22 protein-coding genes are annotated in these 23,198 nt (G+C 39.9%); 10 read left to right on the forward strand and 12 right to left on the reverse strand.

The window, feature by feature from the left end:
- The first annotated feature begins 15 nt into the window (after window positions 1–15).
- Entirely contained in the window at window positions 16–1,047 is a 1,032-nt protein-coding gene (locus HUO09_RS16395) for a glycosyltransferase family 9 protein (protein ID WP_188234594.1), read from the forward strand.
- A gap of 38 nt (window positions 1,048–1,085) precedes the next feature.
- Here HUO09_RS16395 and HUO09_RS16400 read toward each other — a convergent pair whose 3' ends face one another.
- Together HUO09_RS16400 and HUO09_RS16405 are read right to left on the reverse strand one after the other, a co-directional pair.
- The gene (locus tag HUO09_RS16400) at window positions 1,086–1,865 is read right to left on the reverse strand and encodes a glycosyltransferase family 2 protein (protein WP_188234595.1); all 780 of its coding nucleotides are present in this window, start codon (window positions 1,863–1,865) and stop codon (window positions 1,086–1,088) included.
- The gene (locus HUO09_RS16405) at window positions 1,862–2,944 is read right to left on the reverse strand and encodes a glycosyltransferase family 9 protein (RefSeq protein ID WP_188234596.1); all 1,083 of its coding nucleotides are present in this window, start codon (window positions 2,942–2,944) and stop codon (window positions 1,862–1,864) included. The genes HUO09_RS16400 and HUO09_RS16405 overlap by 4 nt, the downstream gene beginning before the upstream one ends.
- Window positions 2,945–3,064: 120 nt before the next feature.
- On the opposite strand from HUO09_RS16405, the gene HUO09_RS16410 reads away from it, so the two are divergent.
- Entirely contained in the window at window positions 3,065–3,769 is a 705-nt protein-coding gene (locus HUO09_RS16410) for a 3-deoxy-D-manno-octulosonic acid kinase (RefSeq protein ID WP_188234597.1), read from the forward strand.
- A gap of 22 nt (window positions 3,770–3,791) precedes the next feature.
- Entirely contained in the window at window positions 3,792–4,604 is an 813-nt protein-coding gene (locus HUO09_RS16415) for a glycosyltransferase (protein WP_188234598.1), read from the forward strand.
- A gap of 39 nt (window positions 4,605–4,643) precedes the next feature.
- On the opposite strand, the gene HUO09_RS16420 is transcribed toward HUO09_RS16415, so the two are convergent.
- The gene (locus tag HUO09_RS16420; protein ID WP_188234599.1) at window positions 4,644–5,561 is read right to left on the reverse strand and encodes a WavQ; all 918 of its coding nucleotides are present in this window, start codon (window positions 5,559–5,561) and stop codon (window positions 4,644–4,646) included.
- Window positions 5,562–5,571: 10 nt separating this feature from the next.
- Window positions 5,572–6,717, reverse strand: coding sequence for a dTDP-4-amino-4,6-dideoxygalactose transaminase (gene rffA, locus HUO09_RS16425; RefSeq protein ID WP_188234600.1), 1,146 nt, complete (start codon window positions 6,715–6,717; stop codon window positions 5,572–5,574).
- 264 nt (window positions 6,718–6,981) lie between these two features.
- Between rffA and HUO09_RS16430 the strand changes: the two genes are divergently transcribed.
- Window positions 6,982–7,497: a GNAT family N-acetyltransferase gene (locus HUO09_RS16430; protein ID WP_223159473.1), complete on the forward strand. Its 516-nt coding sequence runs from the start codon at window positions 6,982–6,984 to the stop codon at window positions 7,495–7,497.
- On the opposite strand, the gene waaA is transcribed toward HUO09_RS16430, so the two are convergent.
- The 8 genes from waaA to rfaD form a co-directional block, all read right to left on the reverse strand.
- A complete protein-coding gene (waaA, locus tag HUO09_RS16435) occupies window positions 7,488–8,762 on the reverse strand; it encodes a lipid IV(A) 3-deoxy-D-manno-octulosonic acid transferase (RefSeq protein WP_188234601.1) in 1,275 nt (424 codons plus the stop codon). The genes HUO09_RS16430 and waaA overlap by 10 nt on opposite strands.
- Window positions 8,763–8,773: 11 nt before the next feature.
- A complete protein-coding gene (locus HUO09_RS16440) occupies window positions 8,774–9,556 on the reverse strand; it encodes a glycosyltransferase family 32 protein (protein WP_188234602.1) in 783 nt (260 codons plus the stop codon).
- 60 nt (window positions 9,557–9,616) lie between these two features.
- Window positions 9,617–10,645: a lipopolysaccharide heptosyltransferase II gene (gene waaF, locus HUO09_RS16445; RefSeq protein ID WP_188234603.1), complete on the reverse strand. Its 1,029-nt coding sequence runs from the start codon at window positions 10,643–10,645 to the stop codon at window positions 9,617–9,619.
- Window positions 10,646–10,702: 57 nt separating this feature from the next.
- Window positions 10,703–12,472, reverse strand: a complete 1,770-nt coding sequence (locus tag HUO09_RS16450) for a polysaccharide deacetylase family protein (RefSeq protein WP_188234604.1) — start codon at window positions 12,470–12,472, stop codon at window positions 10,703–10,705.
- A gap of 29 nt (window positions 12,473–12,501) precedes the next feature.
- Window positions 12,502–13,335 carry a glycosyltransferase gene (locus HUO09_RS16455; RefSeq protein WP_188234605.1) on the reverse strand — a complete coding sequence of 278 codons (834 nt, stop codon included), beginning with the start codon at window positions 13,333–13,335 and terminating at the stop codon, window positions 12,502–12,504.
- The gene (locus tag HUO09_RS16460) at window positions 13,328–14,548 is read right to left on the reverse strand and encodes an O-antigen ligase (protein ID WP_188234606.1); all 1,221 of its coding nucleotides are present in this window, start codon (window positions 14,546–14,548) and stop codon (window positions 13,328–13,330) included. The genes HUO09_RS16455 and HUO09_RS16460 overlap by 8 nt, the downstream gene beginning before the upstream one ends.
- Window positions 14,549–14,677: 129 nt before the next feature.
- Window positions 14,678–16,591, reverse strand: a complete 1,914-nt coding sequence (locus HUO09_RS16465) for an acyltransferase family protein (RefSeq protein WP_188234607.1) — start codon at window positions 16,589–16,591, stop codon at window positions 14,678–14,680.
- 75 nt (window positions 16,592–16,666) lie between these two features.
- Window positions 16,667–17,605: an ADP-glyceromanno-heptose 6-epimerase gene (gene rfaD / locus HUO09_RS16470; RefSeq protein ID WP_188234608.1), complete on the reverse strand. Its 939-nt coding sequence runs from the start codon at window positions 17,603–17,605 to the stop codon at window positions 16,667–16,669.
- Between the two features lie 250 nt (window positions 17,606–17,855).
- Here rfaD and rfbB point away from each other — a divergent pair, with 250 nt between their 5' ends.
- Genes rfbB through HUO09_RS16500 form a run of 6 tightly spaced genes read left to right on the forward strand, consistent with a single transcriptional unit; the run spans window position 17,856 to window position 23,197 of the window.
- Entirely contained in the window at window positions 17,856–18,920 is a 1,065-nt protein-coding gene (rfbB, locus tag HUO09_RS16475) for a dTDP-glucose 4,6-dehydratase (protein ID WP_188234609.1), read from the forward strand.
- Window positions 18,921–18,922: 2 nt separating this feature from the next.
- On the forward strand, window positions 18,923–19,786 hold the full coding sequence (gene rfbA, locus HUO09_RS16480; protein ID WP_188234610.1) for a glucose-1-phosphate thymidylyltransferase RfbA: 864 nt from the start codon (window positions 18,923–18,925) through the stop codon (window positions 19,784–19,786).
- Between the two features lie 12 nt (window positions 19,787–19,798).
- The gene (gene rfbD / locus HUO09_RS16485; protein ID WP_188234611.1) at window positions 19,799–20,671 is read left to right on the forward strand and encodes a dTDP-4-dehydrorhamnose reductase; all 873 of its coding nucleotides are present in this window, start codon (window positions 19,799–19,801) and stop codon (window positions 20,669–20,671) included.
- Between the two features lie 6 nt (window positions 20,672–20,677).
- Window positions 20,678–21,223: a dTDP-4-dehydrorhamnose 3,5-epimerase gene (gene rfbC, locus HUO09_RS16490; RefSeq protein ID WP_188234612.1), complete on the forward strand. Its 546-nt coding sequence runs from the start codon at window positions 20,678–20,680 to the stop codon at window positions 21,221–21,223.
- The gene (locus HUO09_RS16495; RefSeq protein WP_188234613.1) at window positions 21,223–22,002 is read left to right on the forward strand and encodes an ABC transporter permease; all 780 of its coding nucleotides are present in this window, start codon (window positions 21,223–21,225) and stop codon (window positions 22,000–22,002) included. The genes rfbC and HUO09_RS16495 overlap by 1 nt, the downstream gene beginning before the upstream one ends.
- A complete protein-coding gene (locus tag HUO09_RS16500; protein ID WP_188234614.1) occupies window positions 21,992–23,197 on the forward strand; it encodes an ABC transporter ATP-binding protein in 1,206 nt (401 codons plus the stop codon). The genes HUO09_RS16495 and HUO09_RS16500 overlap by 11 nt, the downstream gene beginning before the upstream one ends.
- Window position 23,198: the final 1 nt, after the last annotated feature.

Below are 23,198 nucleotides of genomic sequence, written 5' to 3' on the forward strand. Positions count from 1 at the left end.
TATAAACAGAACAGAATGAAAAAGTTACTAGTTATTCGCAACGATAAAATTGGCGACTTCATGCTGGCGTGGCCAAGCTTTGCGATGTTAAAAGCGTCTATGCCTGATTGTCACATAACTGCGTTGGTACCTAAGTACACGGCAGCATTGGCTGAGTTGTGTCCTTGGATTGATGCTGTGATGATTGATCCTACAGAGAAGTCAGATAAAAGCGCTCAGAAAGCGCTAATCGAAGAGATCAAAGCACGAAACTTCGATGCATCAATTAACTTGTTCTCCACTACCTACAATGCGTTGTTAGTGTGGAAGGCTGGGATTCGTTATCGTCTTGCGCCTGCAACAAAACTGGCTCAAATCTTTTATAACAAACGCATCAAACAGAAACGCTCTCAATCGGCCAAACCGGAATACGAGTACAACTTGGATTTAGTCAGAGCATTTTTGCGTGATACAGGCATAACAATCGTTGAACCTAGTGCACCTTATTTGTCGTTTAGCGACGAAGTATTGAAAGCTCAGCGAGACAAACTCTCAGAACAACTTGTTCTTGATGTCGATAAGCCTTGGATATTTGTTCATGCTGGAAGTGGTGGCTCGGCAAACAATCTAACCTTGGAACAGTACGCGAATTTAATTCAGGGTTTGGAAGGCGAGCATGAAGTTGTGTTAACAGCAGGCCCAGGTGAAGAAGCTAAGGCCGCAGAACTAAAAGCTATTATTGAAAAGCTTGGCGGTAAAGTGGCTCTGTATGATAAAAATGATGGTCTGGTAGATTTCACTCGCTCTATAGCTTGTGCTCAGCTGTTTATTGCGGGCTCAACAGGGCCACTGCATATTGCTGCAACATTAGATGTACCCACGGTAGGTTTTTTCCCTGCTAAGCGTTCAGCCACGCCGCTGCGTTGGCGTCCTCTGAATTCAGAAGGTCGTCATATCGCATTTTGTCCCCCACAAGCAGAAGACAAGCAGAGCCAAGAAAACATGACTCGAATTGATATTGCTACGGTTGTCGGGCAAGTTAATCCGTGGGCGAAAAATTTCCTCTGATAGACAAAAAAGCCTGAGATTGTCTCAGGCTTTTTCATTTATATCTTATAGTTACTGTCGTTGTTCCGTACCCATAAGTCGGCATATTTGACGAATGTTGAGTGAGCAGACAGTAAAGATATCAAAAAGCCTTGTTTGCCATCTAAAAATCCACGTTTAAGCACATACATTTTCAGGAAGCAGCCGATAGCGTGTCCAATGCCTTGGCTTAATGATGATTTCTTTCCTTTCGCCTGACGTTGATCTGCCCAAGCTTTGGCATAACCAGCCGATTTTACTAGGTAGTGGTGAATGTCATTGTAGGTGTAATGAATCGCATCCCCGTGAAGCGTCTCGACCTGCATATTGCCAGTCATTTCCACTTTCTCATGTACGAGAGCGTCATTATATTGAGTCAGTTTGGTTGGGTATAAACGCAGTACACGATCGGGGTACCAGCCACAATGGCGAATATATCGTCCAAATACCCAGCTAAGACGTGCAAATTGGTAAAGCGTATTCGGTTTATTTTCTGCGACTGCTTTTAATACGCTTTCTTTAAGTTCTGGAGTGACTCGCTCATCCGCATCTAGCCAAAGAACATAGTCTGATTCGACATGATTTTGCGCTAGGCGTCGCTGTGGGCCAAAGCCTGGCCAAGTCGCGTTAACGAAAAATTTATCCGTGTAGCGACGAGCGACTTCTTCTGTGTTATCACTGCTACCAGAATCCAGAACAATTATTTCGTCGACCCAGTCATGTACGGTTTCTAAACAGGCTTCTAAATGCTGAGCTTCGTTCTTAACAATTAAAGCTACGGCTAATGTCGGTTTGGTCACGATGGATCCTTAGTTGTGCTAGTTGCTGCTATTTTAAAGTCATGTACCGCTTTATCAAACATTTGAATGACTTGCTTCGCGGTAATCCGGCTCATTGCCTGTTCATCTTTAACCCGGGTACGCCAGCTTACTTCTGATGGTGACTTTCCGGTTTCAGCGAGTAAAGCTTCTTCATAGGCAGATACCACATACTGACGATAATTATAGGGGCCAGTGCGCTCAGGATTATGGTGTGCATATAAACCGATTACAGGTGTATTCATTGCGTTCGCCATATGAGTAGGCCCGGTATCCGGTGCAATAACAAGATCGGCCTTATCGATTAAAGCCAACATCTGTTTGAGAGTACTTTGACCAACGAGATTGATGACTGGTACAGCTAATTTTTGTTGGATACTTTCGGCGAGGTCTTTTTCTATTTTGGCAGGGCTGCCAGCTAAGATAATCTGCCAGCCTTGAGCTTGAGCGTAAGTAATTACTTCAGTGTAACCTTCTGCCGTCCAGTTTTTGTATCCTTTACTGGCTGCGGGAACAACAACAAGTTTGGGTTTGTCCGCGACAAATTGTTCATTTGCCCACAGCTCATCAATGTGCTGGTAGTTGAGTTCCCATTTTGCTTGTGTATCTTTAACACCCATAAACTCAACAAAAGCTAACAAACCATCTAAAACGTGAGTTTTATTAGGAGAAGGCACTTTAATGTTGGTAAACAGGGTTTGAAAATCTTGGCTGCGCGCTTTGTCAAAACCTAATTTGTACCTAGCCTTTATACCTAGAGTGGCAATGCTAGCGCGAAAAGCGTATTGCATATGGAGTAGGGCATCAAACCTGTCATTCTTTAGCTGCGACCATAATGTTTGATAGGCTTTCCAGCCTTGTTTCTTATCAAACACAATCACACGAACGCCTGATAAATCTCCGATTAACTGAGCTTCCAGCTTCCCTGTTATCCAAGTAATTTTCGTTTCTGGCCATTCGCGTTGAATTGCCTGAACCGCAGAAATGGTGTTACACACATCTCCGATAGCCGATAAACGTAAAATACAGATTGATTGAGGAGCAGTTTGAAAAAGCGCCATGTAAGAACCCACCTAAATATTGAGTCAAGATTATGCAGAGTGCGCTATAAAATGTAAAATGCTAAGGCACTTACGTTGTTAGCGTGAGAGGTTGGTTGATAATTGTGAGGATTTCGATTTTTGTTCAAGACACTAACAGAGAAAAACCAAACGATCTGGTTTAACGAAGCGTTATTAGCTGAAGATCCAATGCAATGTTTTGATGCCGATTTCTGGCAACGCCAAGACAAGGTCTTGGGGAGCGCAACGGGTCGAGGTACTACGTGGTTTGTCGATGGTGAAAAATGCTCGGCAGCGCTGCGCCATTATCGACGTGGTGGTCTGTTTGGTAAATTAGTGAAAGATCATTATTGGTTTCAGGGCTGGGAAAAAACGCGCAGTTATCAAGAATTCCAACTTTTGAACACGCTCATTAAAGCTGGTGTCAATGTACCCAAGCCGATAGCGGCAAGAGCGGTAAAGAGAACTTTTTGCTACCAAGCCGACTTATTGAGTGAGCGCATTCCTAATGCTCGTGATTTAGTGTCTATTCTCCAAGAGCAAGCTTTGCCTGCTGAAATGTATAGAAAAATAGGCCAAGAAATCCGCAAGATGCACGATGCGCAAGTCAATCATACAGATTTAAATATCCATAACATCTTGATCGATGACCAAGGAAAAGTATGGATTATCGATTTTGATAAATGTTTCCAACAAGATGGTGATAGTTGGAAGCTAAGCAATTTGGAACGGTTGAAGAGATCGTTTGATAAAGAAGTTGCTAGAAGTAGTATCATCACAGAGTCTGGTAGTGTTGATATACTGTGTAATACAGCACTGCAATAGAATAATCATATTGAGTAGCAAAATGTTAAAAGCTTCCGTTATTGTATCAATGTATAAAGATGTCGAGGCATTGAACTCGATATTATATGCATTTAGTAAGCAGTCCATTTCTGACTTTGAGGTAATCATCGCGGAAGATGGGGATGATCCTAAAGTTGCAAAGTTTTTGAATTCAGTACCTTACAATAATCTTCAACTTGTACACATCACTCAAGAAGACATTGGTTGGCGTAAGATGACCGCAGTAAATAAAGCGGTGGCAAAAGCAAAATCAGACTATGTCATTTTCTTGGATGGTGACTGTATTCCGCACTTTAAACATATAGAGATTCATTTAGAGCAACGGAATAAAGGTAGTGTGCTTATTGGTCGTCGAGTGTTTCTGGGAGAACGATATTCTAAATTAGTTCGTCAAGAACCCCAAAATATTGCTCCTCTGCAAAACCCACTCATTTACTTAAGTAAAATCTTCTCTTTGCACAAAGATAAAGTTCGTAATTATGAAGTTGGCTTTATCAACCCTTTGCTGCACAGACTCTATAAAAAGAAATATCTCAATTTGGTAGGCTGTAATTTTTCATGTTTTGTCGACGACTTTAAGTTAGTCAATGGATACAACGAAGAACTACCCGGTGTCGGTGCAGAAGATGATGATTTAAGTCACCGAATGATAGCGATGGGATTAGAGATGAGAAACATAAAGTTCCTGTCTCCTGTGTACCACTTAGATCATCCTACGCGTCGTTCGCTTGCTGACGTCAATAAACAAATTACCAAAGAGAATATGGAAAAAGGGATATATTTCTGTAAGAAGGGTATAGACCAATATTTATAAATTAAGTAGTAAGAGTAGATTAACTCTTACTACTTTTACTCATAGTCGAAAGTAATCCAGAGCTTCTTCTATAAAGTTCTTCACACACTGTTCAGAACGTCGATGTTCATTCTCTACATGCTCTTTTACTAAAGATTGAGTATCTTTGGCCCACTTAAGTTGCTCTTCATCAAAACCGTAAGCGATACCATATCGATCCGTTATGTTGGGATACCACTGCTCAATAGTTGTGTCTGAATCAGGTACAACTATTGATTCGCACCCACACAAATTTGCGAAAATAGAGTAAGCGGTATAGTCGTCATAGCTGATAAAGCGCTTAGTTTGTTTAAACAAGCGTGCCACTTCTTCATGACTTAACGAATCAATGAGAATAGAGTCTTCAGGGTGTACTTTGGGTTTATGTTTTCCTTTACGGATGGCGTGACAAGTCAGAGTTCTCTCTTGATAAGGTTGAACACCTTCTTCATTGTACAAATCTGTTGGGTAATAGATGACTTTTAACTCTTGTTCGGATGTCTTGGAGTTAGGTAGTGAAAAGTCTTTGATAGCGGAGTTAAACTTAAAAATTAACTCGTTCTCACCATAGTTGATCTGCCCGCTAAAATGAGCCGGTTGGTGGAGTAACCATCTGACTATATTTTTTGCATTCAATGGGTTGCCCGAAGTAATTTCAGGGTAAACAACAATCGCTTGTGACAGATCTATTCCTTGTAGCGAATCGAGAACAGGAGTTGCCCATTGTGACTTAGTTGTATAACGCTTTACTTTTTTATTGTGTTTAAGTTTCTTCTTTAGACCTGCGATAGAATATTTGCTAATAGTTAGATCTAAACTGTTAGGCACTAAAAAAGCTTCGTGTTCTGTAGTCGTATTTATAAGGTGTACTAATCGATGTAATACAACTACACCACCATTTTTGCTATCAAAGTTTTGCGAATAAACCAGTATTTGCATTTGTCTCGTCTCAAACTAATTTGTCGAAAAAATCACACGCGACTCGGATTACTCTATCCACTTCTTCTTTTTTTAGATTAAAAAATAGAGGTAGTCTTACAAGTTTTTCGCTTTCTTTTGTCGTGTACTTATCCTCGCCATAGAAATGGCTGAACTGTCTGCCAGCCACAGTGCTATGTAGTGGTAAGTAATGAAAAACAGTCAGAATGTTTTGATTCTTCATGTGAGTGATAAATTGATCTCTAACATCCACATCGCTAAGTTTTACATAGAACATATGAGCATTGTGTCTGCAATCGCTAGGGATTGAAGGTAGCTCGATTGCTCCAGCAGTTTGGTGCTTAAAAAAGGCATTTTGATAATTGTTCCAAATGCTTAGGCGAGAGTGATTAATTTCTTGAGCTTGTTCCATCTGAGCATAAAGGTAAGCAGCTTGTATTTCGCTTGGTAACATACTACTGCCGATATCCACCCATGTGTATTTATCTACCATGCCTTTAAAGAATAAGCTTCGGTTTGTTCCTTTTTCTCGTAAAATTTCTGCACGTTGAATAAATCGCTGGTCATTGATAAGTAGTGCACCACCTTCTCCGCCAGAAGTGTAATTTTTTGTCTCATGAAAGCTAAATGTTGCCATATGACCAATGGCACCTAAAGACTGCCCTTTATAAGTAGACATCATTCCTTGGGCTGCATCTTCTATAACAAATAACTTGTGCTTATTTGCTATCGCCATAATGGTATCCATTTCACAGCTGACTCCTGCGTAGTGCACTGGTACTATGGCCTTAGTATTCGCTGTAATAGCGTTTTCAATTTTAGTCTCATCGATGTTCATTGTATCTGGGCGAATATCTACAAATACAATTTTGGCGCCACGTAAGACAAAAGCATTTGCAGTGCTAACGAAAGTAAAGCTTGGCATAATCACTTCGTCACCAGGCTGAATATCAATAAGCAAGGCAGCAAGTTCAAGTGCGTGAGTGCAAGATGGTGTCAGTAAAGCTTTATTACATTGAGTATGCTCTTCAAGCCATTGCTCACATTGTTTTGCGAACGGCCCATCTCCAGACAATTTATCGCCAGCAATCGCTTGAGAAATATATTGTAGTTCCTTGCCAGTTACTGGCGGCTTATTGAATGGAATAAAATCCATATGGCTAGACATGGTGAGCTCTTAAGTATTGTGGAAATTTAATTACTGTATAATTTACCAAATATAGAAGTTGAGAAATAGTTTTTATGAATTTTGAGAGGTTGAGAAATAATTGTCATGAATTTTGAGTTGAGACAGTGGGATAGTGATTTTTTCTCAAGGCATATTGGGGATGTTAATTGGTCGCCTAGTTCGAATGAGAGCTTACATCTAGATCTAATTACGACGAAAGTTTCCTCAAGGGACGAGGATAAGATAGGCCTTTTGAATCAAGCTGGTTTTGTTTTTTGTGAAGGAGAAGCTTTATTTGTAAAACCGCTCCTTAATGTAAAACACCTAATTGAAGTAGAGCGCTTGGGAAAAGATGATTTACCAGCAGTACAGAACCTTACAGATGGCTTATATCTATCTAGTCGTTTTAAGTCTCCGTGGTTTACCGAAGAGGAAAAAGACGGTTTTTATAGGGAATGGTTCAAAAAAGCGGTTTTAGGTCAGTTTGATGATTTATGTATAATTAAACGAGTGGGTGGGAATATTGCCGGTTTCGTAACAGTTAGAGTTGACAATGATGATGCTTCAATAGGCTTAATTGGCGTTTTACCTGAGTATCAAGCTCTTGGTTTAGGAAGAGCTTTAATTCAGTGTGCGGAATCTTATGCTGTTGAAAAGGGGTGTAAGAACTTATCTGTTGCAACTCAATTGAGCAATCTTAAAGCGATGAACCTCTACATGAAATCTGGTTACTCTTTACAGCAAACAGCGTATTGGTTTTATAAGTAACGCTTTATTCTCTCTATAGTATTTAGTATTGAACCAGAAGACTTTGAGAACACACAATACGCATTTTTTCCTAAAACTTCGCGGTAAGACGTATCTGAGAACATATGTGATACTGACGCAGAGAGTTCCTTTGAAGATTCTGTTATTAAAAGTGCTGTGTTGTCTTTAAGCGCTTTTGTAATTTCTAGGAAGTTGTAATAGCTCGCCCCGGTTAAAATGGGTTTCCCTAATGCAGCTGGCTCCAACATGTTATGTCCTCCAACCTTATCGCCTAGCAGACTCCCTCCCATAAAACAGATATCAGCCGCTTCCATGAGGGTTAGCATTTCTCCCATAGTATCACCCAAGTAAACCTGAATTTTGGTGTCTAACTGTCCATCATTTTGTTCAGTTCTTCGAACAGTATGGAACATTTGCTTAGATAAGTTAAATACGTCGTTAAACCGCTCTGGATGACGTGGAACCAAAATTAGCAGGGCATTAGGATGATCTTTTAATACTTCTTGATGTGCTGTTAATATTTGTTCATCTTCGCCGTTATGTGTGCTGGCAGCTATCCAGACAGGACGATTATTACCCAACTGATTGCGTAGCGCTTGGCCTTCTTCTTTCACTTTTGGACTAACTTCAATATCAAACTTAATTGAACCAGTGACAGAGACTTTTTCTTTTGCCAGTCCCAGCCTAATAAAGCGTTCTGCATCATCAGGGTATTGACACAGGACTTGAGTTAAATTCTTGGATAGCATATCAAATATTGGCTGGACCTTTGCGTAGCGCTGGCAAGAACGTTCTGATAGACGTGCATTAATTACGGTAATAGGAATGTTCGCTTTCGCGACCGTATGAAGAGTGTTGGGCCAAAGCTCAGTTTCCATAATGAGTAGCTGGCTAGGCTTTATAGCATTTATAAAACCACGAACGGCAAACGGGAAGTCGAATGGCATATAGCGATGTTCGGCTATTCCTGCTAACTTTTCGGCTTGTTCCGCGCCTGTAGCTGTCGTTGTTGTGATGACTATCCTTAGGTGCGGATATTGTGCTTTTAGCTTTTTAATCAAAGGTGTAACTGCAAGAGTTTCACCTACTGATACGGCATGGACCCATATTGGTCCATGGCTGCAATCTAATTTAGGTGTTACACCGAAGTGCTCTTTCCAGCGTTTTCCTACACTTGGTTTTCCTGTTCGGTGTCTGTATAGCCCCCACATTAGAAACGGTGAGGCAACAGCAAGCAAAGCAGTGTATATATAGCGAATGAGCACGGTAGCCTCGATTATTTCTTGATTAGGTCTTCAGATTTCATATGGGTCCACTTGCCTCTCGGTTTATCCAAGTATTGAAAGTATTCATTGGTAAATGTGCCCTGAATACAAACATAGCGGCGGCGCTTTGATTGTATAGCTTCATTGGAAAGAACATCATTAAAAACTTTAGGCCCTGTGGTTCCATAAACCCCTTTCTTTGGGTCATAGTTTTCAATGTTATTGACAATCGCATCCATGACTTTCTTAAAGTGCGGATTATTGGGCGCTGTCGCTAAGAAGTAATTTGTAATTTCAGTATCATTTTTAATCTTTATGTATAAAGCGTCTTTTACTCCCTTAAGCAGTTTGCTTAACGGCCAAACCAAAGTCGCATCGATATCCATATAGATACCACCTTCTTTGTACAAGGTGGTCACACGCCACAAATCGGCTTGAGCAGCTCCGTCCGTTAGCTTCAGATAAGCTTCATAGACTTCTTTTGGAGCATTCTCTTTCAAATACTCCTCTCTCGCCTCAGTACTAACATATCGATAGTCATAACTGAGAGACATCAAACGATTAAACAAATAATTCAGATATACGGGCAGAGCACTACGATTAGAGTAGTTTGTTTGCCAAATGACTTTCGTTACACCGCTATCATTGGAGCTTTTGAGCTTGGCTGGTGAATATTCTGGGATAGTAAAACGCACTTTAGGTAATATGAAATGAAATGGGTATGACAACACCTTGAAGATATTGCCAATCAATTTAATTGTGCGATTTGCGACCATAACTGGTAAGTGACTCATAATGTCCCTTATTAAAAATAATTCTGACGTTTTATAGTGGTATTGCAGGCCATGATATAACTAGCTAAGAAACTTGTTAATAGCTTGCATAACGGTCTCAGGTGAAAGCTTATTTAAGCAGTTTAAATGTTGCAAAGGACATTCGCGCTTAAAGCATGGCCTACAACTGATGTCTGTATGAACAATTTCAACGTTATTTGATAGCGGTGGCGTATATTGAGGAGAGCTAGAACCATAAACAGCAACAATATTACATCCTACAGCAGCAGATACGTGCATTAGCCCTGAATCGTTACTTACCACCGTATGGCAAGCCGCTAGCATATCTACAGCTTCAATGAGGGATGTTTGGCCTGCTAAGTTTTGGCAGTACTGCTGAAGCTCAGGCGGCAGTTGTTGATGAATAGAATCTGTGACTTCTCTGTCTTTTGCTCCACCAAACAGCCAAACTTGTTGGCCTTTTTCTATAAGTTGATGAGCAATTTTTGCATAGTATTTATCTGGCCAACGTTTCGCTGGGCCAAATTCAGCACCAGGGCATAAGCCTACAACTGGGCGTTCTAGATCTAGCGAAAGTTTTTCAAGCGTAAGTTGTTGAGCATTTTTATCAACAGTCAGTTTTGGTATTGGACAGTGTTCAAGCGTTACCTGCTCAAGCATGGTCTGCCTAGGATAAGCGAGTGCGACATAGCGTTCGACCATGTATTGAAAAATGCGTTTATCTGGTCGTAGGTCATTGATAAGACCATATCTCATTTCACCTTTCCAACCTGTGCGAGTTGGAACCCCTGCGAACAAAGGGATTAACGCCGATTTTGCTGAATTCGGCAGTATAAAGGCATGAGTATATTTTTGACGTTTTAGTTCTCTACCTAGTGCCCAACGTCCTGCGAGGTTAAAAGAGCCGTGGCCGATAGGCATTTCTATCGCTTTATTTACCTCAGGCATGCGCTCAAGTATCGGTTTACACCAAGCAGGAGCGAGCACATCGATCTGTGCCGCAGGGTGCAACTCTCTTAACGTTGTGTATAGGCTTTGTGACATAACCATATCACCAACCCAAGAAGGACCAATAATCAGAATTTTCATAGTGTTTTTCACATTGAATGTATATAGGCGGCATATTAAAAGAGAATAAGTGAACTGCTACTTTTTGACTTTCCTAAAGGTATAATTGCCACGAATTTTACGCCATAAACCAAATACGTCTGTCTTCGGGAAGATAGCAATACGGCGAATTTGATACTTATCTTGATGGATAGCTAATGGACCGCTATTAGTCGCAACAGCAAATTGATACCCAGCTTGTTGAGCTATATCCTTAGAACACTGGTTATGGTCACCGTATGGATATGCAAAAGAGCATAACTTAGTTTGTAGAAGTTCTTCTAGTTCTTGTTTGTTCGTTTCTATTTGTGTTCTCTGTTCTGCTTCTGAAAGTGTGCTCAGTCGAGGATGTGTCATCGTATGGCCACCTATCTCGACCAGACCTGAACTGTGCAGCTCTTTCAGTTGTTCAGCAGACATTAGCGGAACGGATTTCTCTGGATTCTCTGGCACTTCAACGTCCCAGCGATTGAACTTTTCTCCAGTCACAACATAGATGACCGCTTTAAAGTGATATTTTTTAAGCAGTGGCAGTAATAGTTCGTGGTTGTCTTTATAGCCATCATCGACAGTGAGAATGATGTAGCGCTTTCCATACTCGAGTCTATGGATGAGTCCTTTATCCGCCAAGTCACTAAAAGTCAGAGTTTCAAATCCCATTCGCTTTAGTAACTTGAAGTGCTTCTCAAGCATATCCACATGCATGTAGGTACCGTGAACGCCTTTTTCACTCTCATCTCGAATAAATCGATGATACATGATCACAGGCATTTCACGCTGGAGCGTCTCAACATAAACGGTTTGATAAGTATCTTCGAGATGATCAACAACCTTTGCGAGATCGTAGTTGTCTTGGATAAGCTGGTTAACCTCAGTTTCACAATGCTTGGTCTTTAACGCTACTTCAACAATGTTTGCTATTTTGCTGAAATCAATATCAAGGTCTTTAGAACCAATATCGCCAAAGTTAGTAGCCATAGCCTGATGAATATTGTTGCTATCAACGAGTCCAATGCAGCTGGCTTCACCAATAGCTAAAGTAGGTCTGCCACATAATAATGCTTCCATCGCTACTCGCCCAGCGCCAATGACTAAGTCGGATTGAGCCATAACTTGCTGAACATCATTGGTATAACCAGGAAAAGTGACTTTTGAAGTGAACGGAGTAAAACGGTCTGTCACTTCTGAACCAGTAATAACACGCACATCATATTTATCAGTGTCTAAGCAATCTTGGAGAAGCTTGTAGCATAAATCACCTTTTGGACCAGTTAGACGACCAATGATCGAGATGACAGGTTTAGTATTCTTGGGCGCATCCTGCCATTTGAAATACGATGTTTGTATGCCATTACGACTTACCACCATTTCATCAAGTGGTACGGCTAGGTCTTTATGGAGTTGATCTTTTATTGCTTCGCATACTGGAAGCGCTTTATCTCCCATCGCATGAAATTTTTTGCGCGAGGCGTGAACTGGTTGCCGACCGTGAACGGTTGTGACCATTGGCGTGCCAGTGATTTTACAAGCGATATGACAACTCCAACTGGAAGCTCTGGAATGTGCGTGAACAAGTTGAATATTGTGTTTCTTAATTAGATAAACAAGGTAAGCGACGTGCCAGAACCTGCGAGGAATGCTGCGTTTGTTGAATCGTAAAGAGAAAAATGGTCCAAGATGAGGTTTAGTTAAAGTATCACTCACATAGACAACATTATGCCCACGTTTGGTTAGTTCATCTCCAACTGTCGTGGCATACACTTCTGCCCCTGTTACTTCTAACTGGGAAAGAGCCATTAAAATATTCATAGTGTGCTCATCAAGTCTTTTATTAAGTGCTAGTCTACGCTACCCGCCTGATGATAACCATCAAGAGCAACGATGTGATTTCCTTCGCGAGTCTGTCTGAATAATTCTTCCGCTTGTTCTAAACGAGGAAGCTCAGTGTGGATCACATGTAGAACAATAGCTTGATAGAATAAATTTTTTATCTGCTTACCCTGCTTGACTAGACGATACTCAATGTCAGTATCTTCTCCAATACTTGGTATGTCGTAACGGTTATCAAAACCATTTACCGATAAGAAATCTTCTTTATGAAGAGAGAAGTTACAACCAACAATACCTTTTTTCTTTGTGTTGAGTTTTTTTAGCAAAAAAGGGTGGGTGATGCGAATCCCTTTCTCCACATTCTTACCGTGACCAAGTAAATAAAGGCTAAAAATTTTTAATTTATTGCGGTTGAAAAATTTATCTGGGGATGCACTAGTGTAAAGGCGTTCCTTAAACTGTGTTGCTAAGTCGACTCGACGGCCATTTAGGATTGAGTTTGGCTGTTTATTGGATAAATGATCGGCAACAAAGTGACTTTGCGGTATGCAATCACCGTCAATAAAAATGAGGTAATCGCTACTGCTATGACTAACGGCTTTGTTTAATATGCGATTTTTTCTAAATCCGATGTCTTTTTGCCATATATGAGTGACAGGCTTTGAAGAGTCCGAGATGAGTTGTTTCACTTTAGCCACGTTTTCTTCACGTGACCCGTCATCGGCAACAATAATCTCAAAGTTCTCTTTTTGATTATCTAGTGCCTTGATGATACAAGCCAATGAATCCACATTATTGTAAAAAGATACGATGACTGAAGCATCGTACTGATATTTATTCATTTTGTTTTAATTCCACATTAACCCGTGCATAGCATAAAGCGACCAAGGAAAAGAATATGGTCGTTTGGTATTCTAGCCCACTAGTATAGAAAACAGAGGTTATTCCGTACGTTATGATTAAGCAAATACCGGAGTATGCCCATGCACTTACATGATCTTTATGCATCAGAAAGAATGTTAGCATCAACACTAAAATAACTATGTAGGCTAAAGCGTATATTGCCCCAATTTTGACTGACAAATCTAAGTATGTATTGTGTAAATCCTTAAACGAGACTTCTCCATTTGTTTGTTCAATCATCTTTTGAACATTCGTCGACTGCTCTAAGAACAGCCGATACTTAGACTCAAAGTGGTCAATACCGACGCCGAAAAAAAACTCACTGGGCTTATTGGTTAAGTTGTATTTAGCAAAGTTAAAACCGTTCTGCCACATAACAAGTCGTGCATTATTTGAATCATTGTGATGTAAATCAGCGATGCTGGAGATGCGCTGATGAACTGCTTCTATTGGCGGAAAAGATTTACCGACATAAAAAATTGCGGATAAGCTTAGAGCGATAGTGAAAAAAGCTTTTGGAGAACGCAATAGAAGATATAACGTACTGGTGATGGTAATCGCTAAAAGAGGCCCTCGACCACCTGAGATTACTAATGCTATTAAACAACAGACTGATAAAATTATGTAAAATAGGCGTTTACCTTTAGTGAAGCTATTGCGGTGCTCAAAGATCAAAGGTATTAAAATAGCTAAGCTGTATCCTAGACACTCAGCCCACCGGCCTACATCCCAAAAGCTCGTAATCCTTTGTCCATGCCACTCGGTGACTCGAGCTAACTCATAAAAAGCATTTCCCAGTCCGACTAGTAATCCAGCTATGAGGCTTACTTGTGCCCACTGAAGGTTATTACTCTTTCGTAGTTGAAAGTAAAGGATTGGAAATACCAATAGAATGCTCGCTTTACGAAAGTAAGTAATAGCGTCTTTCGTATCCATTGACAATGTTGAAGCAATACCAAGGCAGAATAAGCCTATAAATCCCCACAAAAGGCGATTACTAGACACTAGCTCCCTGAAGCTTTTGTTACGAGCGAAGGAATAGATTTGAATTAGCAGCAATAAGCTTAAGCCAATGTAGATACCTGCTTTTGAGATAAAGAGAGAAAATAACAGCAGGCACATTGCACTGGTTTCAATAATTGGAAATATCATTAATATCTTATTGTTAAGTAAGTTGAGCAAGCATCAACATTCGGTAAATTGTTGTTTACTGCCAGTGTCGTTTTGATGGCGTGAAGTATCATTCTAACGTACAAAAGTAGAGAAAACACCAGACTTATATTACAAGACTTTAATTATTGGTATTAGTTGACTTGCTCCAAATTCGCTAAGATGATCATCATCAAAATAAAGAGGTCTTCCTTTTATGTCACCGTAGCAAGAATCTTGGTCGCAAAATAGTTGTTTGACTTGGACTCTATGTACATCACAATCGGTTTCTAACTGATTAAATAAAGCAAAAATCTCTTTGTTTCGTGATGTGTACTCATCGACTGAAATGGATACCCTATAGTCAGAATTTCCCCGCATGATTTCCTTTGCCATGGTTTTTGGAACATGTTTTCTGAGCTCAGGAATTGGGTCAATCACGTATACCTTATTGACTTTCGATATGGCACAGATTGTCTCGTACATGGAGCTTAGAGCTTGCTCTGTATATTCTTTTCCTCTTCGATTTATTCTTGATTTACCAACAAAAAACTCTGTAACATCGTTGTCTTGATATTCATTTGCGCCATAAAGTAGTGAAGCATAGCGATTGAGTATATAGACAGATGCAGACGGATAATTTTTTAGAGCAGCAATTCGGGAGTCAATAAATTCTCCACAAGAGTGATCTTCCTTAACTTCCCTAATATTATAAATGTCGAATGCAGTGCGACATCCCGACATTGTCCAATCTAATGTTGCTGAGTTCGGGAATGCTTTGTCAATGCTCCTTATAATGCTTGCTGCATGACTATCACCAAGCACAATTTGATTAATACGTCCTTCCCCGTAAACGCATTCAGGCACTTTTCCTGTACCCACATGACATCTTTCCCTTTCAGGGTTCAAATTGGTAGCTTCATTTGAGATGGTTTGAATATTTAAAGGGTATAAGCTTAGAGCGCCATTTGTCGAGTATACGAGTTGTGATAACAATAAAGTGATAGCTGTTAGTGCTATAGGCGGATACTTAACTAGTTGAAGTACAGATATCTTTGGAGCTTGAAACGATAGTGACTCTATGTATTTAGTGCTGAAAATTCCTATAGCTATCGATAACAGCAATCCTACCACTTCCCAATGAGGTATTTGCCAATAGCTTCCCAAAACTAAAATTGGCCAGTGCCATAAATATATAGAATATGAGCTTTTGCCTATTTGCTTGATAATCAGATTATTGTAAAAACTAACGTGTTGATAATTGGCAGACAAAACGAAGTATGCGCCTATCGATACAGGAAGAGTGTATTGACTTGGCCATGCAAATGAGCTGTCTATGAATAGGCAAGAGGCAACAATCAATAACATACCAAGAGCTGTTGTAACTAGTTGAGCAAATGTTCGCTTTAGTTTTATTGGGTATAAATATGCTATCCCACCTAGCAGCATTTCCCATGCTCTTGAGCTTAAAAGGTAGTAAGCACTATCGGGAGAATTATAAGCTGTATAAATAGAATAGATGAAAGACACTAAAAATATAAATAGGACTGAATTTTTTACAGTCTCATATTTAAATGTTTTCAATAACCCAACAATTATTAGCGGGTAAATTAAATAGAATTGCCATTCTACGGATAGTGACCAAGTGTGGAGCAACCACTTATCCATCGAAGAAGTGTCAAAATACCCAGCTTCTTTTAGGTACGCGTGGTTCGAGATGAACAACGCACTTTTTAACGTATGTTTGCCTAACGTTTTAAACTCAAAAGGAGAAAGAGTGAAAAAGCCAGCTACTAATGTGACAAGTAGCATTACGGAGAGTGCTGGTATGATTCGCTTTGCTCGAGAAATATAGAACTCACCGAAGCTAAATCTATTTTCTGAATAACGCGTAAATATAATTCTTGTCATCAAAAAACCGGAGATGACAAAGAATACATCAACACCAGCAAATCCACCTGGAAGTAATGCTGAGTTGAAATGGTATAAGACTACGGACGAAACAGCAATCGCTCTTAAGGCATTAATATCTAGGCGAAAATTCATAAGTAAGTGGAGATGCTAAAGAAAGAAAAATGTAATAACGAGCCACAATGGACTCGTTATTACGAACAATTAAAGTTAGTTGATGGTTGCCATGTACTCAGCCACACCTTCAGCCACAGTCTTAAATTGGTGGTCACAACCTACGGCACGTAGTTTTGATAAGTCAGCTTGGGTAAACTCTTGATATGCGCCTTTCAAGTGCTCGGGGAATGGGATAGTTTCCACTTCACCTTTACCATGGAACTTGATAACTGCTTTAGCGACTTCATTGAATGATTCTGCATTGCCTGTGCCTAGGTTAAAAATACCTGACTTACCATGCTTCATAAACCACAAGTTTACCGCTGCAACGTCACCTACATAAACAAAATCGCGTTTAAAATGCTCACTACCGGCAAACAGTTTAGGGTTCTCTCCAGCGTTCATTTGATTATTTAAATGAAACGCAACAGATGCCATTGAACCTTTGTGTTGTTCGCGTGGGCCATAAACATTGAAGTAGCGAAAACCCGTCACTTGAGAAAGTTTTTCACCATGTGTTTCCGCATCTGCCCAAAGTTTTCGAACATAATTATCAAACTGTTGCTTGGAATAACCGTAAACGTTTAATGCACCTTCATATTGTGGTTCTTCAATAAAAGTATCAGTTTCACCATAAGTTGCCGCTGAAGAAGCGTAAAGGAAAGGAATCTCCCGATCTAAGCAGTAATGCAACAACTCCTTCGAGTACTCATAGTTGTTGAGCATCATATATTTACCGTCCCACTCAGTTGTGGCAGAACAGGCTCCTTCATGGAAAATTGCATCGATAGGGCCGAAATCGTCTCCAGCCATAATTTGTGTCAGGAAATCATCGCGATCCATGTAATCGGTAATATCCAGATCGACTAGGTTTTGGAACTTACGGCCATTTTTTAAATGATCCACTACGAGTATGTCGTTGATACCTTGTTCGTTAAGTGCTTTAACGATATTGCTGCCAATCATGCCAGCACCGCCAGTTACGATGATCATAATGTTCCTTTTGGATGATGAAATTGCGAACAGATATCAGCATTATAGCGAGTTGATTTAGTGCTGTAATCACAAAAAAAGCTCACACCATTATACATAATCGCCTCCCCAGTCTTTTTGATGTATGATTCTGCCCCAAATATGGAAAAATTTAGTAGTGTATGGCTTTTGGTATAGCATGAACCAAGGGCGGTAGCGTGTCTAAAATTTATTAAATTAGTTTATTAAATACTCTTGTGGATATGTGAATATGAACATACTTGTGACAGGTGGCGCTGGTTTTATTGGTTCGGCGGTTATTCGCCATATTATCAAACAGACATCAGACAGCGTGATTAACGTAGATAAATTAACTTATGCTGGTAATTTAGAGTCTTTACTAGAAGTATCACAAAGTGACCGATATAAATTTGAACAAGTAGACATTTGTGACCGTGCTGAACTCGATCGTCTATTTAAGCAGTACGCACCAGATGCAGTCATGCACCTAGCAGCCGAATCGCATGTAGACCGTTCGATTGATGGCCCAGCCGCGTTTATTGAGACCAATATAGTTGGCACTTATACCTTACTTGAAGCTGCGCGTAGTTATTGGAACACGCTTGAGAACGATAAAAAAGCAGCATTCCGTTTCCACCATATCTCAACTGACGAAGTGTATGGTGACTTAGAAGGGACTGACGATCTGTTTACTGAAGAAACTTCTTATGAGCCTTCTTCACCGTATTCGGCATCGAAAGCCTCCAGTGACCACCTAGTACGTGCGTGGCTACGTACTTATGGTCTGCCAACGATCGTGACCAACTGTTCAAATAACTACGGTCCATTCCACTTCCCTGAAAAACTGATCCCATTAATGATCCTTAACGCTTTAGATGGCAAGCCGTTACCTGTTTATGGTGACGGTATGCAAATCCGTGATTGGCTATTTGTTGAAGATCATGCTTGTGCACTATACAAAGTGGTTACTGAAGGGAACGTCGGTGAAACCTATAACATCGGCGGCCACAACGAGAAAGCAAACATTGAAGTGGTGAAAACAATTTGCACTCTATTGGAAGAGTTCGTGCCTGTTAAACCTCAAGGTGTTGCTCAATACTTAGACCTAATCACTTACGTAAAAGATCGTCCTGGGCACGATGTTCGCTATGCTATTGATGCTGAAAAGATTGAACGTGAATTGGGTTGGAGACCTCAAGAGACATTCGAATCTGGTATTCGTAAAACAGTGGAATGGTATCTGAATAACAAAGAGTGGTGGAGCCGTGTATTAAATGGTTCATATAGCCGTGAGCGTCTAGGCTCGGGAGAATAACCGTGAAAGGAATTATTTTAGCTGGTGGCTCGGGTACTCGTTTATACCCAATTACTCGCGGTGTTTCTAAACAATTACTCCCTGTTTACGACAAGCCAATGATTTACTACCCTCTTTCTACACTGATGCTAGCGGGTATCAAAGATATTCTGATTATTACTACTCCTGAGGACAACGAAAGCTTTAAACGTCTATTAGGAAACGGCAGTGATTTTGGTATTAATCTGCAATACGAGATTCAACCAAGCCCAGATGGTCTAGCACAAGCGTTCCTGATCGGTGAAAAGTTCATCGGTAAGGATTCAGTCTGCTTGGTATTGGGTGACAACATTTTCTATGGTCAGTCATTCAGTAAAACATTGAAGAGCGCTGCATCACGCGATCATGGCGCAACCGTATTCGGCTACCAAGTGAAAGACCCAGAGCGTTTTGGTGTAGTTGAATTTGACGTAAATATGAAAGCCGTTTCGATCGAAGAAAAGCCAGCTAAGCCTAAGTCAAACTACGCAGTGACGGGGTTGTACTTCTACGACAATCGTGTTGTTGAGCTTGCGAAGCAAGTAAAACCTTCTGCTCGTGGTGAGCTAGAAATCACTTCATTAAACGAGATGTACCTCAACGATGGCACGCTAAATGTTGAACTACTTGGCCGTGGTTTTGCCTGGCTAGACACAGGTACTCATGAGAGCTTACATGAAGCTTCTTCATTCGTTCAGACAATTGAACACGTGCAAGGCTTAAAAGTTGCGTGTTTGGAAGAGGTTGCATGGCGCAACGGTTGGCTGAGCAATGAACAGTTAGAAGTGATTGCAAGACCAATGCTGAAAAATGCTTATGGTCAGTATCTACACTCTTTGGTCAAATAATTAGGGAAATCAATGAGAGTTCTCATCACAGGTTGCAATGGCCAAGTGGGTCATTGCTTAACTGAACGTTTGAAAAGCAAAGCCGAGATTCTAGCCCTTGACTATGAAGGGCTAGATATTACTGACCAACAGGCAGTGAGCAAAACGGTGGCGGATTTCAAACCCGATTACATTATCAATGCGGCGGCACACACCGCCGTTGACCGCGCGGAACAGGAAGTTGAACTTTCTAATGCGATAAACCGTGATGGTCCTCAATATTTAGCTGAAGCAGCACAGCAAGTGAATGCTGTGATATTACATATCTCCACGGATTATGTGTTCGATGGAGAAAGTGAACAACCTTATAGAGAAGTGGATCAAACAGCACCTCAAGGTGTTTACGGTCAAAGTAAGCTTGCTGGTGAGTTGGCGGTAGCACAAAATTGTTCACAGCACCTTATCTTACGTACCGCTTGGGTGTTCGGTGAGCATGGCAATAACTTTGTTAAGACTATGCTACGCCTCGCTCAAACAAGAGATGAGCTTAACATCGTCGATGACCAGTTTGGCGGCCCGACGTATGCGCGAGATATTGCTGATGCGCTGATTGCTATGATCGTCTACGTCGAACAAGGGCAGAAGCCTGAATGGGGGGTTTACCATTTCGCAGGAATGCCTTACACCAGTTGGTACGGATTTGCTTCCCAAATATTCCAGTTAGCCGAAAGTAAAGGCGTAGTAGCTAATCAGCCTACAATTAAAGCTATTCCGACTTCCGCGTACGCAACGTCTGCAAAGCGTCCCGCTAATTCTCGCCTAGATTGCAGTAAAATTTTCAATCAATTTGGTATCAAGCCAAGTGATTGGCAAACGGCATTAGAAAACATTCAAGCTTATAAGTAGTGAAATATGAAAGTTATCGATACCAAAATACCTGAAGTAAAAATTATTGAGCCAACCGTGTTTAGTGATGAACGTGGTTTTTTTATGGAAACGTGGCAGCAGAGAAAATTTGAAGAATTAGTCACATGTAAACCTACACAATTTGTACAAGACAACCATTCAAAATCTAAGAAAGCTACTTTACGTGGTCTGCACTACCAAACGAAAAACGCACAGGGCAAACTAGTACGAGTGGTATCTGGGGAAGTATTTGATGTGGCAGTAGATATTCGTAAAAATTCTCCAACGTTTGGTCAATGGGTAGGTGAGTTTCTATCTGCTGAGAATAAACGCCAATTGTGGATTCCCGAAGGCTTTGCTCATGGATTTTATGTGACAAGTGATGAAGCTGAATTTGTCTATAAATGTACTGACTATTATAACCCCAATACTGAAGGTGCCATAGTATGGAGTGACCCGGACATTGGGATAGAGTGGCCTTTAGATCAGTATACTGATTTAATAATTTCTGAAAAAGATAGTACAGCCCCATTACTGAGTGATGCAATATAATGAAAACTTTAGCAAAAAACTACTCTCTAATAATATCGCTGACAAAAAGAGACATTGAAGAACGCTATCGAAGCTCAAGTTTGGGTTTATTATGGAGCATAGCTTTACCACTGTTTATGTTAGCTATTTATACTTTTGTTTTCAGCTTTGTATTTAAATCAAAATGGGGTGTAGATACAAATATTAGTTATAGTTTAGTAATGTTTATTGGACTCATTACACATGCTTTTTATTCTGAATGTTTAGGGAAAGCTACAGGCCTTATTCATGGTAATGCTAACTATGTTAAGAAAGTCATTTTCCCTCTACAAATACTATGCTGGGTTAGCCTGCTTTCATCTTTCTTTCAGTTTTTAATTTCTTTTTGCGTTTTCTTATTGTTCTATTTTGTTATGGGATATGACTTACAGCCTTCCCAGTTATTAGTCCCCTTTATTGTTCTACCAATGATAATAATGGCACTAGCACTTATTTTGTTTATATCAGCACTAAGTGTGTATGTTAGAGATGTTAGCCATATCATATCGGTAGCAATTTCCATATTGCTATTTCTATCCCCAGTATTTTATTCAATTACAAGTGTGCCTGAAAAATATAGGTGGCTGATTTATCTAAATCCTATTACTTATGCTATTGAGTGCTTGCGTGATGTGGTTATATATGGGAGGTTTATTGATGTAATACCTTACGCATTGTATTTTCTAGTTTGTGTTATATCATATTTTCTAGCATCAAAGTGGTTCAATAAACTTAAAGTTGGTTTTGCCGATGTTATCTAAAACTATCATAAAAGTAAGTAAAATATCTAAAAGTTTTATACTGTTCAATAATCCTATAGAAAGGATGAAAGATATATTTGGCTTAAGAACTCAAAGTCCAAAATATAATGCTTTAGTAGATATAAATTTTGAGGTAAATAAAGGCGATACAGTTGGTATTATAGGCGTTAATGGGTCTGGTAAATCTACGTTATTGCAGATTATTTGTGGTACCCTAGCTCCAACTAGTGGCAATGCTGTGGTTGATGGAAGAGTTGCCGCTTTATTGGAGTTAGGAGCCGGATTTAATCCAGAGTTTACAGGTCTAGAAAATATCAGACTCAATGCTGCTTTGATGGGTTTATCCAAGCCGGAAATAGATGAAATATTTGATGATGTAGTACGGTTTGCTGATATAGGTGAGTTTCTACAGCAACCAGTAAAAACTTATTCAAGTGGCATGTTTGCTAGGCTTGCTTTTGCTACTGCTATTCACGTAAAGCCTGAAATATTAATAGTAGATGAAATATTATCCGTAGGTGATTCTAGATTTCAGAGAAAGTGCATCAATAAACTAAAACAAATTAGAGATTCAGGATGTACCATACTTTTTGTATCTCATGACGATTATCAAGTGAGAAATATATGTAATAAGGTATTGTACTTGAAGAGTGGGGTGCAAAAATATTTTGGTGAAGTAAATGAAGGTGTTAATCTTTACTTACAAGATCTTCAAGAGCTAGATCGTATACAAAAAAAGGAGCGCGTGGATTCTAGTAATTCTGTAAATGAAAAGAAAATCATTGAAATAACTAATTGCAGAATTACTAATTCTGATGGTAATAATGTGGATTCTATAAAAACGGGAGATTCAGTCTTTATAGAATTTGATTTTAAATGTTCAGACGTAGAATTAATTAACAAAGTACATTTTGTTTTCAACTTATATCGTGTTGATGGTGTATATATATGTGGTTCTACTACATTGATGACAGGTAATCAATCGTATATTATCTCCGAAAACGGTTGTGTTAGAATTGCCTTTCCTAAGTTAGATTTACTTTCTGGTAAGTATTATTGGCGATTTGCTATTAATGATGAAGAAGGCATTCAGATTTTAAGTGAAGTTACACCTGCATGTGAATTTACAGTAGTAGATGATTTTAAAGCTGTTGGAATATATAACATTAACCATTACTGGACTATTGGGGGCTAAA

The organism is Vibrio sp. Y2-5 (assembly GCF_014596725.1).
Taxonomy (GTDB): domain Bacteria; phylum Pseudomonadota; class Gammaproteobacteria; order Enterobacterales; family Vibrionaceae; genus Vibrio.

Coding starts and splice junctions, on each gene's coding strand:
- HUO09_RS16395 (WP_188234594.1), top strand. CDS start 16: ATGAAAAAGTTACTAGTTATTCGCAACGATAAAATTGGCGACTTCATG.
- HUO09_RS16405 (WP_188234596.1), bottom strand. CDS start 2,944: ATGGCGCTTTTTCAAACTGCTCCTCAATCAATCTGTATTTTACGTTTA.
- HUO09_RS16415 (WP_188234598.1), top strand. CDS start 3,792: ATGTTAAAAGCTTCCGTTATTGTATCAATGTATAAAGATGTCGAGGCA.
- HUO09_RS16420 (WP_188234599.1), bottom strand. CDS start 5,561: ATGCAAATACTGGTTTATTCGCAAAACTTTGATAGCAAAAATGGTGGT.
- rffA (WP_188234600.1), bottom strand. CDS start 6,717: ATGGATTTTATTCCATTCAATAAGCCGCCAGTAACTGGCAAGGAACTA.
- HUO09_RS16440 (WP_188234602.1), bottom strand. CDS start 9,556: ATGAGTCACTTACCAGTTATGGTCGCAAATCGCACAATTAAATTGATT.
- waaF (WP_188234603.1), bottom strand. CDS start 10,645: ATGAAAATTCTGATTATTGGTCCTTCTTGGGTTGGTGATATGGTTATG.
- HUO09_RS16450 (WP_188234604.1), bottom strand. CDS start 12,472: ATGAATATTTTAATGGCTCTTTCCCAGTTAGAAGTAACAGGGGCAGAA.
- HUO09_RS16455 (WP_188234605.1), bottom strand. CDS start 13,335: ATGAATAAATATCAGTACGATGCTTCAGTCATCGTATCTTTTTACAAT.
- HUO09_RS16460 (WP_188234606.1), bottom strand. CDS start 14,548: ATGATATTTCCAATTATTGAAACCAGTGCAATGTGCCTGCTGTTATTT.
- HUO09_RS16465 (WP_188234607.1), bottom strand. CDS start 16,591: ATGAATTTTCGCCTAGATATTAATGCCTTAAGAGCGATTGCTGTTTCG.
- rfaD (WP_188234608.1), bottom strand. CDS start 17,605: ATGATCATCGTAACTGGCGGTGCTGGCATGATTGGCAGCAATATCGTT.
- rfbB (WP_188234609.1), top strand. CDS start 17,856: ATGAACATACTTGTGACAGGTGGCGCTGGTTTTATTGGTTCGGCGGTT.
- rfbD (WP_188234611.1), top strand. CDS start 19,799: ATGAGAGTTCTCATCACAGGTTGCAATGGCCAAGTGGGTCATTGCTTA.
- rfbC (WP_188234612.1), top strand. CDS start 20,678: ATGAAAGTTATCGATACCAAAATACCTGAAGTAAAAATTATTGAGCCA.
- HUO09_RS16495 (WP_188234613.1), top strand. CDS start 21,223: ATGAAAACTTTAGCAAAAAACTACTCTCTAATAATATCGCTGACAAAA.
- HUO09_RS16500 (WP_188234614.1), top strand. CDS start 21,992: ATGTTATCTAAAACTATCATAAAAGTAAGTAAAATATCTAAAAGTTTT.